The following is a 14,024-nucleotide window of genomic DNA, read 5'->3' as shown; positions in this document are numbered from 1 at the left end:
AAATCGGGTGATCGGTCCCCGGGCCCGGGCGGTCCGTACCCCTACTGGCGGGTACGGACCGCCGTGCCGGGTATGGGGCGTCTCGATGTCACCCCGGCCGCCTCGGAGAGGTAGGGTCGGAGGTGGTCGGGGACATCCCAAATACAGCTCGCCGGCACATCGGGCCGGCGTACCAACGAGGAGATCGGTTCGTGACGATCCGCGTAGGCATCAACGGCTTTGGCCGCATCGGTCGTAACTACTTCCGCGCGCTGCTGGAGCAGGGTGCAGACATCGAGATCGTGGCTGTCAACGACCTGGGTGACACCGCGACCACCGCCCACCTGCTGAAGTACGACACCATCCTCGGGCGCCTCCCCTACGAGGTCTCGCACACCGAGGACACCATCACCGTCGGCGACAGGACCATCAAGGTCCTCGCCGAGCGCAACCCCGCCGACATCCCGTGGGGCGAGCTGGGCGTCGACATCGTCATCGAGTCGACCGGCATCTTCACGAAGAAGGCCGACGCCGAGAAGCACATCGCGGGCGGCGCGAAGAAGGTCCTCATCTCGGCCCCGGCCAAGGACGAGGACGTCACCATCGTGATGGGCGTCAACCAGGACAAGTACGACCCGGCGCAGCACAACGTCATCTCCAACGCCTCCTGCACCACCAACTGTGTGGCGCCGATGGCCAAGGTCCTCGACGAGAACTTCGGCATCGTCAAGGGCCTGATGACGACGGTCCACGCGTACACGAACGACCAGCGCATCCTGGACTTCCCGCACAAGGACCTGCGCCGCGCCCGCGCCGCCGCGGAGAACATCATCCCGACCACCACGGGTGCCGCCAAGGCCACCGCCCTGGTCCTCCCGCAGCTCAAGGGCAAGCTGGACGGCATCGCCATGCGCGTCCCGGTCCCGACCGGCTCGGTCACCGACCTCGTCCTGGAGCTCTCCCGCGAGGTCACCAAGGAAGAGATCAACGCCGCCTTCCAGAAGGCCGCCGAGGGCGAGCTGAAGGGCATCATCGAGTACACCGAGGACCCGATCGTCTCCTCGGACATCGTCAACGCCCCGGCGTCCTGCACCTTCGACTCGTCCCTGACCATGGTCCAGGACGGCAAGAACGTGAAGGTCATCGGCTGGTACGACAACGAGTGGGGCTACTCCAACCGCCTCGTCGACCTCACGGTCTTCGTCGGCAACCAGCTCTGATCGACTCAGACTCAAGCGGCACCTCGAATGCGGTAGCAGGGCTCGGGCAGCGCAAGGTCGCGCTGCCCGGGCCCTGCGTCGCGTCCGCAGCGACCAGCCCTCGTAGGATCACGAGCGAGCACGAGAACCCAGGAGCCCTCTGCATGAAGACGATCGACGAACTCCTCTCCGAAGGCGTCGCGGGCAAGCGCGTCTTCGTCCGCGCCGACCTCAACGTGCCGCTGGACGGCACCACCATCACCGACGACGGCCGCATCCGCGCCGTGCTGCCCACCGTCAAGGCCCTGGCACAGGCGGGCGCGCGCGTGATCGTCGCCTCGCACCTGGGCCGGCCCAAGGGCGCCCCGGACCCGGCCTTCTCCCTCGCCCCGGCCGCCGCCCGCCTCGGTGAACTGCTCGGCGCCGACGTCGCCTTCGCCGAGGACACGGTCGGCACCTCCGCCGAGGCCGTCGTCTCCGGCCTCGCCGACGGCCAGGTGGCCGTCATCGAGAACCTGCGCTTCAACGCCGGCGAGACCAGCAAGGACGACGCCGAGCGCGCCGCCTTCGCCGACAAGCTGGCCGGCCTCGCGGACGTCTACGTCGGCGACGGCTTCGGCGCCGTGCACCGGGGGCACGCCTCGGTCTTCGACCTCCCCAAGCGGCTGCCGCACTACGCCGGCTACCTCATCGCCACCGAGGTCGGCGTCCTGAAGAAGCTCACGGACGACGTCCAGCGCCCCTACGTGGTCGCGCTCGGCGGCGCCAAGGTCTCCGACAAGCTCGCCGTCATCGACCAGCTGCTCGGCAAGGCCGACCGGCTCCTCATCGGCGGCGGCATGGCGTACACCTTCCTCAAGGCCAAGGGCCACGAGGTCGGCATCTCGCTCCTCCAGGAGGACCAGATCCCGGCCGTCCAGGAGTACATCGAGCGCGCGGAGAAGAACGGCGTCGAGCTGGTCCTTCCCGTCGACGTACTGGTCTCGCGGGAGTTCCCGGACCTGAAGACCAAGGCCCCGGCCAACCCCACCACCGTCGCCGCGGACGCCATCCCGGCCGACCAGGAGGGTCTGGACATCGGTCCCGAGACCCGCAAGCTCTACGCCTCGAAGCTCGCCGACGCGGCCACCGTCTTCTGGAACGGCCCCATGGGCGTCTTCGAGCACCCCGACTACGCCGAGGGCACCAAGGCGGTCGCCCAGGCCCTCGTCGACGCCCCGGGCTTCACCGTGGTCGGCGGCGGCGACTCCGCCGCGGCTGTGCGTACGCTCGGCTTCGACGAGAAGGCATTCGGCCACATCTCTACCGGCGGCGGCGCCTCCCTCGAATACCTCGAGGGCAAGACGCTCCCCGGCCTCGCCGCACTGGAGGACTGACCCCGATGACCACCCGCACGCCGCTGATGGCGGGCAACTGGAAGATGAACCTCAACCACCTCGAGGCCATCGCGCACGTCCAGAAGCTCGCCTTCGCCCTCGCGGACAAGGACTACGACGCCGTCGAGGTCGCCGTCCTGGTTCCCTTCACCGACCTGCGCTCGGTGCAGACCCTGGTCGAGCACGACAAGCTCAAGATCAAGTACGGAGCCCAGGACGTCTCCGCCCACGACGGCGGCGCCTACACCGGCGAGATCTCCGGCCCGATGCTGGCCAAGCTGCGCTGCGCCTACGTCGCCATCGGTCACTCCGAGCGCCGGCAGTACCACGCGGAGTCGGACGAGCTGGTGAACGCCAAGGTCAAGGCCGCCTACAAGCACGGTCTGACCCCGATCCTGTGCGTCGGCGAGGAGCTGGACGTCCGCGAGGCGGGCAACCACGTCGCCCACACCCTCGCCCAGGTCGAGGGGGGCCTGAAGGACCTCACCGCCGAGCAGGCCGAGACGATCGTGATCGCCTACGAGCCGGTGTGGGCCATCGGCACGGGCAAGGTCTGCGGTGCCGAGGACGCCCAGGAGGTCTGCGCGGCCGTCCGCGGCAAGATCGCCGAACTGTACTCGCAGGAGCTGGCCGACAAGGTCCGCATCCAGTACGGCGGCTCCGTCAAGTCCGGCAACGTCGCCGAGATCATGGCGCAGCCCGACATCGACGGTGCCCTGGTCGGCGGCGCCTCGCTCGACTCCGACGAGTTCGTCAAGATCGTGCGCTTCCGCGACCAGTAGCCCCGGCCGGTGAGTATGCGCTAGCGACGATACGTCGTACCCTTGCGGGGGCATGGTGGCCTGCAGCCTCCGTGCCCCCGTCGTCCGTCAGAATCCGAGGAAGTTGGTCCAGCCGTGGTTTTGGGGTTCTCGATCGCCCTGATCGTCTTCAGCCTGCTGCTGATGCTGCTGGTGCTGATGCACAAGGGGAAGGGCGGCGGCCTCTCCGACATGTTCGGTGGCGGCATGCAGTCGTCCGTCGGCGGCTCCTCGGTCGCCGAGCGCAACCTCGACCGGATCACCGTGGTGGTCGGTCTGCTGTGGTTCGCGTGCATCATCGTGCTCGGCCTGGTGATGAAGGCGAACAACTGACCCCGCACGCACTGCGTACGCGATGCCCCATGTCCGGTACGCGCCCCCCGGCGCGGCCTATCATGGGGCTTGCGTCTGTGTACGGGGGCTTGTAACTCCAACCACTGGACGCGCGTTGGGCCTTACGTAGACTGAGGCGCTCGCAGCGAAGCGAAACGCCGACTCGCTTTGCGGCACCATCACGCAGGGAGTTACGACCGTGGCAAGTGGCAACGCGATCCGGGGAAGCCGGGTCGGGGCGGGGCCGATGGGCGAGGCCGAGCGCGGCGAGTCCGCGCCGCGTCTGCGCATCTCCTTCTGGTGCTCCAACGGACACGAGACACAGCCGAGCTTCGCGAGCGACGCACAGGTCCCCGAGACCTGGGACTGCCCGCGCTGCGGCTTCCCCGCCGGACAGGACCGGGACAACCCGCCGGACCCGCCGCGCACCGAGCCCTACAAGACGCACCTCGCGTACGTGCGCGAACGCCGCAGCGACGCGGACGGCGAGGCGATCCTCGCCGAGGCGCTCGCGAAGCTGCGGGGCGAGATCTAGCCCGGCGGTCCGCGGGCGGCCGCCTTCGGCCTCTTCTGCCTCTTCGGCCTTCCGTCTTCTCGGGTCCTCTTCACCGTCGGCCTTCCTCACCGCTGATCAATTAGGTTGGGAACAGCCGGGACAGCTGGGACACCAAGGAAGAAGGCTGAAGTCCGACATGAACGCAGACGGCCGTACCAGGATCAACCGGACGCCCGAATGGGCCGCGCTGGCGGCACACCGCGACGAGCTCGGCGAGGTGCGGCTGCGCGACCTGTTCGCCGCCGATCCCGGGCGCGGCACCGGATACGTCCTGCGCGTGGGTGACCTGTACGTCGACTACTCCAAGCACCTGGTCACCGACGACACCCTGCGGCTGCTGCGGGAACTGGCCGCCGCCGCCGACGTGTTCGGGCTGCGCGACGCCATGTTCCGCGGCGAGCGGATCAACATCACCGAGGACCGGGCCGTCCTGCACACCGCGCTGCGGGTCCCGCGGGACGCGGTGATCGAGGTCGACGGCGAGAACGTCGTCCCCAAGGTCCATGCCGTCCTCGACAAGATGGCGGCCTTCGCGGACCGGGTCCGTTCCGGCGAGTGGACCGGCCACACCGGCAAGCGCATCCGCAACGTGGTCAACGTCGGCATCGGCGGGTCCGACCTCGGCCCCGCCATGGCCCACGAGGCGCTGCGCCCCTTCACCGACCGCGAGCTGACGGTCCGCTTCGTCTCCAACGTCGACGGCTCCGACCTGCACGAGGCCACGAGGGACCTGGACCCGGCCGAGACCCTGTTCATCATCGCCTCCAAGACGTTTACCACCATCGAGACGGTCACCAACGCCACCTCGGCCCGGAGCTGGCTGCTGGACGCGCTCGGTGACAAGGAGGCCGTCGCCCGGCACTTCGTCGCCCTGTCGACGAACGCCGAGAAGGTCGCCGAGTTCGGCATCGACACGGCCAACATGTTCGAGTTCTGGGACTGGGTCGGCGGTCGCTACTCGTACGACTCGGCGATCGGTCTCTCCCTGATGATCGCCATCGGCCCGGACCGCTTCCGGGAGATGCTCGACGGCTTCCACCTGGTCGACGAACACTTCCGCACCGCCCCCGCCGAGTCCAACGTTCCCCTGCTGCTGGGCCTGTTGGGCATCTGGTACGGCAATTTCCACGACGCGCAGTCACATGCCGTGCTGCCGTACTCGCACTACCTGTCGAAGTTCACCGCCTACCTCCAGCAGCTCGACATGGAGTCCAACGGCAAGTCGACGGACCGCGAGGGCCGCCCGGTGGACTGGCAGACCGGCCCGGTGGTGTGGGGCACGCCCGGCACCAACGGGCAGCACGCCTACTACCAGCTGATCCACCAGGGAACGAAGCTGATCCCGGCGGACTTCATCGGCTTCGCCCGGCCCGCGGCCGAGCTGAGCGACGAGCTCAAGGCCCAGCACGACCTGCTGATGGCCAACTTCTTCGCCCAGACCCAGGCGCTCGCCTTCGGCAAGACGCCGGACGAGGTGCGGGGCGAGGGCGTGCCGGAGGAGCTGGTCCCGCACAAGACGTTCCGCGGCGACCACCCGACGACGACGATCCTGGCCGGCGAGCTGACCCCGTCGGTGCTCGGCCAGCTGATCGCGCTGTACGAGCACAAGGTGTTCGTCCAGGGGGCGGTGTGGAACATCGACTCCTTCGACCAGTGGGGCGTGGAGCTCGGCAAGGTCCTCGCCAAGCGCATCGCACCCGCCCTCACCGACGGCGCCGAGGTCCCGGGCCTGGACGCCTCCACGAAGGCGCTGGCCGGCGCCTACCGGGAGCTGCGCGGCAGGCGGTGAGACCGGCGCGGACAAGCGGGCGGCGGCACCCCGCCCGCTTGTCGTAGAATCCCCCGGCGATCATCACGGCGAGTGCTCGGGGGAGCAAGGTGGCAGGTACGCGCGGAAGTTGGACGGCCGGCAGACTGACGGCACGGTCCCTCCTCAATCCCAAGCAGGCGGCGACCGCCGTGTTCCACCCCGCGTGGATCCCTGCGTCGGTCGATCCGTCGATCGAGCAGCTCAAGCGCTTCCGGGTCATCGCGGGCGCCGTCGCCTCGCTCGGCGTCTACACCTTCCTGGAGGGCGGCTTCGACCTCACCCAGCTGCTGGAGAACGCGCTGACGGCCTCCGTCGTCCTGCTGTTCATCACCCCGCTGGCGGTGGGCGCGATGCTCTTCGTCTGGCGGCGCACCGGCACGGTGGGGCAGCTGCGGGGGCCGCTGTTCAACGCGCTCAAGCTGCTGCTGCTGTTCGTGGGCTGCGTCGCCGCGCTGGTGGTGCTCGTCACCACGATCAACGCCTCGGGCAACCCGCTGGTGATCATCGTCGGTGGTCTGACGATGCTGTGGATGCTGGGATTCGTGGTCTGGGGGGCCATCAGGGTCTCCGGGAACTTCTTCGGCACCGCCGCCGTCCACCGAGGCCTCCCGGCGCTGCTGGCCACCGTGACGAGCTGGCTCATGGCCATCCCGGACCTCGTCACCGGCGACCTGCACGGGCTCAGCCTCACCCTGGGCATCGTCTTCATCCTGGGCGCACCCGTGACGGTCACCGCGATCGCGCTGCTGGAGACGGGGCGGCTCAAGCGGCGCTACGGCATCCGGCTGAAGGCCCACCCGGCGACCCTGCCGCCGATCCCCGGACACCTCCCGCCGACCGGGCTGCCGCACGTGCCGCCGCAGGGCAACCCCTTCGGACACCCGTACCCGCCGGCGGGCGCCGGCCACCCGTACGCCCCCGGGCCGCGGAACCCCTACGCGCCGCCGCAGCCGCCGTACGCGCCGCACCCGAACGGCTACGGCAACCCCTACTCCCCGGGCCCGAACGGGTCCTGACACCACGTCCGCAGCACCGGACCACCGAGAACGCCGGGCCCCCTGGACAGGGGACCCGGCGTCGTCGGTGTGCGGGGGAGGTTACGCCGAGGCCGGCGGATACATCGACCGCGGCAGCTGTGAGGCCGCCGCAGCGTCCAGCAGCCACAGGGTGCGGGCGCGGCCCCGCGCCCCGGCCGCCGGGGCCTGGATCTCACCGGCGCCCGACAGGGCCATCGCCACGGCGTTCGCCTTGTCCTCGCCCGCCGCGAGCAGCCACACCTCACGGGCCGTGCGGATCGCGGGCAGGGTCAGGGAGACCCGGGTGGGCGGCGGCTTCGGGGAGCCGTGGACGCCGATCACCGTGCGCTCCGTCTCCCGCACCCCCGGGTGCTCCGGGAACAGCGAGGCCACGTGCGTGTCCGGGCCGACGCCGAGGAGCAGGACGTCGAAGGACGGCACCGACGCGTGGTTCTCCGGCGCGGCCGCCTTCGCCAGTTCCTGCGCGTACGCCGCCGCCGCGGCCTCCACGTCGGTGCCGTGCGGGCCGTCCGAGGCGGGCATGGCGTGCACCCGCTCCGGGTCCAGCGGCACCGCGTCCAGCAGGGCCTCGCGGGCCTGCGTGACGTTGCGCTCCGGGTCGCCCTCCGGCAGGAAGCGCTCGTCGCCCCACCACAGGTCGAGGCGGGCCCAGTCGACGGCGTCCCGGGCCGGGGACGACGCCAGTGCGGCCAGCAGGCCGTTGCCGTTGCGGCCGCCGGTCAGGACCACGGACGCCGAGCCCCGGGAGGACTGGGCGTCCACGACCTTCGTGATCAGCCGGGCGGCCGCGGCCTCGGCCATCAGCTCCTTGTCCCGGTGCACGACCAGCTGGGGAGTGTCACTCACTTCGCCGCCGCCTTCCGCACCGGTGTCTTCTCCCGCGCCGCGTCCTTCGCGGGGGCCTTCGCGACCGTCTCGACGGGAGCGGGGACCGCGCCGGGCCCTTGGTCCGCCTTCCCGCCGGACGCCGCGTGCAGCCGGTCCACCCCGAAGCGCAGCGCCGAGGCGTACGTGTCGTCCGGGTCGAGGCGCCGCAGCTCCTCCGCGATCAGTTCGGCGGTCTCGCGGCGCTTGAGGGCCACAGCGCGGGCCGGCTGTCCCTGGATGGACAGGGTCGCGAGCGAGCCGTCGGCCCGGTCCAGGACGACCGGACCGCAGTCGGTGTCCATGCGGACCGCGGTCAGTCCGGGCCCGCTGGAGGTGCTGCGCTGCACCGGCACGTTCAGCCGGTCCGCGAGCCACATCGCCAGCAGCTCGCAGCTCGGGTTGTACTCCTCGCCCTCCACCTCGACGCCCTGCACCTCGCAGTCGACCTGGTCCAGGGCCGCCGCGAGCATCGACCGCCAGGGGGTGATGCGGGTCCACGACAGGTCGGTGTCGCCCGGCGTGTAGGCGTCGGCGCGGGCCGCCAGCTCCCGTACCGGCTCCTCGCAGGCGTAGGTGTCGGTGACCCGGCGCTGGGCCAGCGCGCCCAGCGGGTCGCCGGCCGGATCCAGCGGCGCGTTCACCGGCCACCACACCACGACCGGCGCGTCCGGCAGCAGCAGCGGCAGGACGACCGACTGGGCGTGGTCGACGACGTCGCCGTACAGCCGCAGCACCACCGTCTCGCCGGTGCCCGCGTCGGCACCGAGGCGGACCTCCGCGTCCAGCCGGGACTGGGTGCGGTCCCGGGGGGAGCGCGAGACGCGCTTGATGACGACGAGCGTGCGCGAGGGGTGCTCGTGCGCGGCGTCGCTCGCGGCCTTCAGCGCGTCGTAGGCGTTCTCCTCGTCGGTGACGATGACCAGCGTGAGCACCATGCCGACGGCCGGCGTGCCGATCGCCCGGCGGCCCAGCACCAACGCCTTGTTGATCTTGCTCGACGTGGTGTCCGTGAGGTCTGTCTTCATGGCCGGCGCCAGCTCCGTCCGTCTCGCTCGAGCATCTCGTCCGCCTCGACGGGTCCCCACGTACCGGACGGGTACTGCGCGGGCGTGCCGTGCTTGTCCCAGTACCGCTCGATCGGGTCGAGGATCTTCCAGGACAGCTCGACCTCCTCCGTGCGCGGGAAGAGGTTCGCGTCGCCGAGCAGCACGTCCAGGATCAGGCGCTCGTACGCCTCCGGGCTCGACTCCGTGAAGGACTCGCCGTACGCGAAGTCCATGGACACGTCCCGGATCTCCATCGACGTGCCCGGCACCTTCGAGCCGAAGCGGACGGTGACGCCCTCGTCGGGCTGGACGCGGATGACGATCGCGTTCGAGCCCAGCTCCTCGGTGGCCGTCGTGTCGAAGGGGGAGTGCGGGGCCCGCTGGAAGACCACCGCGATCTCGGTGACCCGGCGGCCCAGCCGCTTGCCGGTGCGCAGGTAGAAGGGGACGCCCGCCCAGCGGCGGTTGTCGATCCCGACCTTGATCGCGGCGTAGGTGTCGGTCTTCGACTTGGGGTCGATGCCCTCTTCCTCCAGATAGCCGACGGCCTTCGCGCCGCCCTGCCACCCGGCCGCGTACTGGCCGCGCACGGTGTCCCGGCCCAGGTCCTTGGGGAGGCGGACCGCGCCGAGCACCTTGGTCTTCTCCGCGGCCAGCGCGTCCGCGTCGAAGGAGGCGGGCTCCTCCATCGCGGTCAGGGCGAGCAGCTGGAGCAGGTGGTTCTGGATGACGTCGCGGGCGGCGCCGATGCCGTCGTAGTAGCCGGCCCGGCCGCCGATGCCGATGTCCTCGGCCATGGTGATCTGCACGTGGTCCACGTAGGACCGGTTCCAGATCGGCTCGAACATCGTGTTGGCGAAGCGCAGCGCCAGGATGTTCTGGACGGTCTCCTTGCCCAGGTAGTGGTCGATGCGGAAGACCTGGTCGGAGCCGAAGACCTCGTGGACGATCCGGTTGAGCTCCTCGGCCGACTCCAGGTCGTGGCCGAACGGCTTCTCGATCACCGCGCGGCGCCAGGAGCCGCCCGTCTGGTCGGCGAGACCGTGCTTCTTCAGCTGCTGGATGACGACCGGGAAGGACTTCGGCGGCACCGACAGGTAGAAGGCGAAGTTGCCGCCCGTGCCCTGCGCCTTGTCCAGCTCCTCGATGGTGCCGCGCAGCCGCTCGAACGCCTCGTCGTCGTCGAAGGTGCCCTGGACGAAGCGCATCCCCTGGATGAGCTGCTGCCAGACCTCCTCGCGGAAGGGGGTGCGGGAGTGCTCCTTGACGGCGTCGTGCACGACCTGGGCGAAGTCCTCGTGCTCCCAGTCGCGGCGGGCGAACCCGATGAGCGAGAAGCCCGGCGGCAGCAGACCCCGGTTGGCGAGGTCGTACACGGCGGGCATGAGCTTCTTGCGGGACAGATCGCCGGTGACGCCGAAAATGACCAGACCCGACGGCCCCGCGATACGCGGGAGCCGTCGGTCTGCGGGGTCACGCAGCGGGTTGCTGCTTGACAAATTGTCAGCCCTCCGAGGGAGCGAGGCGCTTGAGCTCTGCCTCCGTCGACTTCAGCAGGTCGTTCCAGGCGTCCTCGAACTTTTCGACGCCCTCCTTCTCCAGGAGCTGGACCACCTCGTCGTAGGGGATCCCGAGCTTCGCGACGGCGTCGAGGTCGGCGCGGGCCTGCTCGTAGGTGCCGGCGACGGTGTCGCCGGTGATCTCGCCGTGGTCCTCGGTGGCGAACAGCGTCGCCTCCGGCATGGTGTTCACCGTGTTGGGTGCGACCAGGTCGGTGACGTACATGGTGTCGCTGTACGCCTTGTCCTTCACGCCGGTCGACGCCCACAGCGGACGCTGCTTGTTGGCGCCGGCCTTCTCCAGGGCGTTCCAGCGGTCGGAGGAGAAGATCTCCTCGTAGGCCTGGTAGGCGAGGCGGGCGTTGGCGACGGCGGCCTTGCCGCGCAGCGCCTTGGCCTCGTCGGTGCCGAGCGCGTCGATCCGCTTGTCGATCTCGGTGTCCACGCGGGACACGAAGAAGGACGCCACGGAGTGGATCTGCGACAGGTCGAGGCCGCGCTCCTTGGCCTTCTCCAGACCGGTGAGGAAGGCGTCCATGACCTTGCGGTAGCGCTCCAGCGAGAAGATCAGCGTGACGTTGACGCTGATGCCCAGGCCGATGGTCTCGGCGATCGCCGGGATGCCGGCCTCGGTCGCCGGGATCTTGATCAGCGTGTTGGGCCGGTCCACCAGCCAGGCGAGCTGCTTGGCCTCGGCGACCGTCGCCCGGGTGTTGTGCGCGAGGCGCGGGTCGACCTCGATGGAGACCCGGCCGTCCTTGCCGCCGGTGTTGTCGAAGACCGGACGCAGGATGTCGGCGGCGTCGCGGACGTCCGCCGTGGTGATCATCCGGATGGCCTCTTCGACGGTCACCTCGCGTGCGGCGAGGTCGGTGAGCTGGGTGTCGTAGCCGTCGCCCTGCGAGATCGCCTTCTGGAAGATCGACGGATTGGTGGTGACGCCCACGACGTGCTGCTGGTCGATCAGCTCGGCGAGGTTGCCGGACGTGATCCGCTTGCGCGACAGGTCGTCCAGCCAGATCGCGACGCCTTCATCGGAGAGGCGCTTGAGTGCGTCTGTCATGGAAAATGCATCTCCTACGTGTCGTATACGAGCGTCAGCGCTGGGCCGCGGCGAGCGATTCCCGGGCCGCGGCGGCCACGTTCTCGGCGGTGAAGCCGAACTCCTGGAAGAGCAGCTTGCCGTCGGCCGAAGCACCGAAGTGCTCCAGGGAGACGATGCGGCCGGCGTCCCCCACGTACTTGTGCCAGGTGAGACCGATCCCGGCCTCGACCGCGACACGGGCCTTCACGGACGGGGGCAGGACGCTGTCCCGGTACCCCTGGTCCTGCTGCTCGAACCACTCGACGGACGGCATCGACACCACGCGGGTCGGCACACCGTCGGCCTGGAGCGCCTCACGGGCCTCGACCGCCACGTGCACCTCGGAACCGGTGGCGATCAGCACGACCTGGGCCTCGGTGCTCTGCCCTTCGGGCCCTTCGGCCTCGAACAGGACGTAGCCGCCCTTGGCCGCGTCGTCGTTGGCCTCGTACGTCGGCACGCCCTGGCGGGTCAGCGCCAGACCGTGCGGCTGGCCCTTGCCGAACTCCTTCGTCCAGCGGCGCAGGATCTCGCGCCAGGCGACGGCGGTCTCGTTGGCGTCGGCCGGGCGCACCACGTTCAGACCGGGGATGGCGCGCAGCGAGGCCAGGTGCTCGACCGGCTGGTGGGTCGGGCCGTCCTCGCCGAGGCCGATGGAGTCGTGCGTCCACACGTAGGTCACCGGCAGGTGCATCAGCGCGGACAGGCGCACGGCGTTGCGCATGTAGTCGGAGAACACCAGGAAGGTGCCGCCGTAGATGCGCGTGTTGCCGTGCAGGGCGATGCCGTTCATCTCCGCGGCCATCGCGTGCTCGCGGATGCCGAAGTGGACGGTGCGGCCGTACGGGTCCGCCTCGGGCAGCGGGTTGCCCGCCGGGAGGAAGGACGACGTCTTGTCGATCGTCGTGTTGTTCGAACCGGCCAGGTCGGCGGAGCCGCCCCACAGCTCGGGGATCACCGCGCCGAGCGCCTGGAGGACCTTGCCGGACGCGGCACGCGTGGCCACACCCTTGCCGGTCTCGAAGACCGGGATCTTCTCCTCCCAGCCCTTGGGGAGCTCGCCCTTGGCGATCCGGTCGTACTCGGCGGCGCGCTCGGGGTTGTTGTCCCGCCACTGCTGGTAGGACTTCTCCCACACGGCGCGGGCCGCCTGGCCCCTCTCCAGCGCCTTGCGGGTGTGGCCGATGACCTCGTCGGAGACCTCGAAGCTCTTCTCCGGGTCGAAGCCCAGGACGCGCTTGGTGGCCGCGACCTCCTCGTCGCCGAGCGCCGAGCCGTGCGCGGCCTCGGTGTTCTGCGCGTTCGGGGCGGGCCAGGCGATGATCGAGCGCATCGCGATGAAGGACGGCCGGTCGGTGACCTGCTTCGCCGCCTCGATCGCCGCGTACAGCGCGTCCGGGTCCAGGTCGCCGTCCGCCTTCGGCTCCACGCGCTGCACGTGCCAGCCGTAGGCCTCGTAGCGCTTGACCGTGTCCTCGGAGACGGCCGTCTCGGTGTCGCCCTCGATCGAGATGTGGTTGTCGTCCCACAGCAGGATCAGGTTGCCGAGCTTCTGGTGGCCCGCGAGGGAGGAGGCCTCGGCGGAGATGCCCTCCTGGAGGCAGCCGTCACCGGCGATGCAGTAGATGAAGTGGTCGAACGGGGAGGTGCCCTCGGCGGCCTCCGGGTCGAACAGGCCGCGCTCGTAGCGGGCGGCCATCGCCATGCCCACCGCGTTGGCGACACCCTGGCCCAGCGGGCCGGTCGTCGTCTCCACGCCCGTGGTGTGGCCGTACTCGGGGTGACCCGGGGTCTTGGAGCCCCACGTCCGGAAGGACTTCAGGTCGTCCAGCTCCAGGCCGAAGCCGGCCAGGTACAGCTGGGTGTAGAGGGTCAGGGACGAGTGTCCGGCGGACAGCACGAAACGGTCGCGTCCGACCCAGTTCGCGTCGGCCGGGTCGTGCCGCATCACCTTCTGGAAGAGGGTGTAGGCAGCGGGCGCCAGGCTCATCGCCGTACCCGGATGGCCGTTGCCAACCTTCTGTACGGCGTCGGCGGCCAGGACGCGGGCGGTGTCCACGGCCCGCTGGTCCAGTTCGGTCCACTCGAGGTCTGTGGTGGTCGGCTTGGTGCTCACCCTGAGTCAGGGCTCCTCTCCACATGTCGGATGCCGGTGCACGTGGCGCCCACCGGCTGCCGGCGCATTCGTGCGTCGGCCGGCCGCTGTCGAGCCTACCCCCGTAAGTACGTGCGTTTTTCCGCTGGAAACCAGACTGCAGGGCCTCGTGTGGATCCGCCTGTCGACTGGACGAAACCGCATTCGGCAAGTGAATACGCAGCCGCTCATCTGACTGCTCAATCGACTCTCCGTATGCACGTCGGAGCGCCCTCCTCAACAC

The 14,024-nt window shown here is 70.0% G+C and carries 12 protein-coding genes; 7 read left to right on the top strand and 5 right to left on the bottom strand.

From position 1 onward, the window contains the following. Positions 1-191: 191 nt before the first annotated feature. The 7 genes from gap (at position 192) to ACGF3H_RS00825 (ending at position 7,069) form a co-directional block, all read left to right on the top strand. Complete coding sequence (gene gap / locus ACGF3H_RS00855; protein ID WP_362495399.1) at positions 192-1,199, top strand: type I glyceraldehyde-3-phosphate dehydrogenase; 1,008 nt, start codon at positions 192-194, stop codon at positions 1,197-1,199. 143 nt (positions 1,200-1,342) lie between these two features. Next, positions 1,343-2,554: a phosphoglycerate kinase gene (locus ACGF3H_RS00850; RefSeq protein WP_362495402.1), complete on the top strand. Its 1,212-nt coding sequence runs from the start codon at positions 1,343-1,345 to the stop codon at positions 2,552-2,554. Between the two features lie 5 nt (positions 2,555-2,559). Next, positions 2,560-3,336: a triose-phosphate isomerase gene (tpiA, locus tag ACGF3H_RS00845; RefSeq protein WP_362495404.1), complete on the top strand. Its 777-nt coding sequence runs from the start codon at positions 2,560-2,562 to the stop codon at positions 3,334-3,336. 114 nt (positions 3,337-3,450) lie between these two features. Then, positions 3,451-3,687 carry a preprotein translocase subunit SecG gene (gene secG / locus ACGF3H_RS00840; RefSeq protein WP_161167105.1) on the top strand — a complete coding sequence of 79 codons (237 nt, stop codon included), beginning with the start codon at positions 3,451-3,453 and terminating at the stop codon, positions 3,685-3,687. Positions 3,688-3,886: 199 nt separating this feature from the next. Next, complete coding sequence (locus ACGF3H_RS00835) at positions 3,887-4,222, top strand: RNA polymerase-binding protein RbpA (RefSeq protein WP_003976875.1); 336 nt, start codon at positions 3,887-3,889, stop codon at positions 4,220-4,222. A gap of 157 nt (positions 4,223-4,379) precedes the next feature. Next, complete coding sequence (pgi, locus tag ACGF3H_RS00830) at positions 4,380-6,032, top strand: glucose-6-phosphate isomerase (RefSeq protein WP_362495407.1); 1,653 nt, start codon at positions 4,380-4,382, stop codon at positions 6,030-6,032. Between the two features lie 89 nt (positions 6,033-6,121). Beyond that, on the top strand, positions 6,122-7,069 hold the full coding sequence (locus ACGF3H_RS00825) for a hypothetical protein (RefSeq protein WP_362495409.1): 948 nt from the start codon (positions 6,122-6,124) through the stop codon (positions 7,067-7,069). 81 nt (positions 7,070-7,150) lie between these two features. Here the strand turns inward: ACGF3H_RS00825 and pgl are convergent, their stop codons facing one another. From pgl to tkt, 5 genes are read right to left on the bottom strand one after another with little or no spacing between them, the layout of a single operon-like run. Continuing rightward, positions 7,151-7,936 carry a 6-phosphogluconolactonase gene (gene pgl, locus ACGF3H_RS00820; RefSeq protein ID WP_362495412.1) on the bottom strand — a complete coding sequence of 262 codons (786 nt, stop codon included), beginning with the start codon at positions 7,934-7,936 and terminating at the stop codon, positions 7,151-7,153. Continuing rightward, positions 7,933-8,982 (bottom strand): glucose-6-phosphate dehydrogenase assembly protein OpcA, encoded by a 1,050-nt coding sequence (opcA, locus tag ACGF3H_RS00815; RefSeq protein ID WP_362495414.1) that lies wholly within the window; start codon positions 8,980-8,982, stop codon positions 7,933-7,935. The genes pgl and opcA overlap by 4 nt, the downstream gene beginning before the upstream one ends. Then, positions 8,979-10,502 (bottom strand): glucose-6-phosphate dehydrogenase, encoded by a 1,524-nt coding sequence (gene zwf, locus ACGF3H_RS00810; protein WP_362495416.1) that lies wholly within the window; start codon positions 10,500-10,502, stop codon positions 8,979-8,981. The genes opcA and zwf overlap by 4 nt, the downstream gene beginning before the upstream one ends. A 4-nt stretch (positions 10,503-10,506) precedes the next feature. Then, positions 10,507-11,625, bottom strand: coding sequence for a transaldolase (gene tal, locus ACGF3H_RS00805; RefSeq protein ID WP_362495417.1), 1,119 nt, complete (start codon positions 11,623-11,625; stop codon positions 10,507-10,509). A 34-nt stretch (positions 11,626-11,659) separates the two neighbouring features. After that, positions 11,660-13,762 carry a transketolase gene (tkt, locus tag ACGF3H_RS00800; RefSeq protein ID WP_362495419.1) on the bottom strand — a complete coding sequence of 701 codons (2,103 nt, stop codon included), beginning with the start codon at positions 13,760-13,762 and terminating at the stop codon, positions 11,660-11,662. Between the last annotated feature and the right edge of the window lie 262 nt (positions 13,763-14,024).

Source organism: Streptomyces sp. NPDC048185 (assembly GCF_043202495.1).
Taxonomy (GTDB): domain Bacteria; phylum Actinomycetota; class Actinomycetes; order Streptomycetales; family Streptomycetaceae; genus Streptomyces.
This window is presented reverse-complemented; position numbering and strand designations above follow the sequence as displayed.

What these genes read in the sequence shown, in the direction of transcription:
- ACGF3H_RS00850 (WP_362495402.1), top strand. Translation starts at nt 1,343, where the DNA reads ATGAAGACGATCGACGAACTCCTCTCCGAAGGCGTCGCGGGCAAGCGC.
- tpiA (WP_362495404.1), top strand. Translation starts at nt 2,560, where the DNA reads ATGACCACCCGCACGCCGCTGATGGCGGGCAACTGGAAGATGAACCTC.
- pgi (WP_362495407.1), top strand. Translation starts at nt 4,380, where the DNA reads ATGAACGCAGACGGCCGTACCAGGATCAACCGGACGCCCGAATGGGCC.
- opcA (WP_362495414.1), bottom strand. Translation starts at nt 8,982, where the DNA reads ATGAAGACAGACCTCACGGACACCACGTCGAGCAAGATCAACAAGGCG.
- tal (WP_362495417.1), bottom strand. Translation starts at nt 11,625, where the DNA reads ATGACAGACGCACTCAAGCGCCTCTCCGATGAAGGCGTCGCGATCTGG.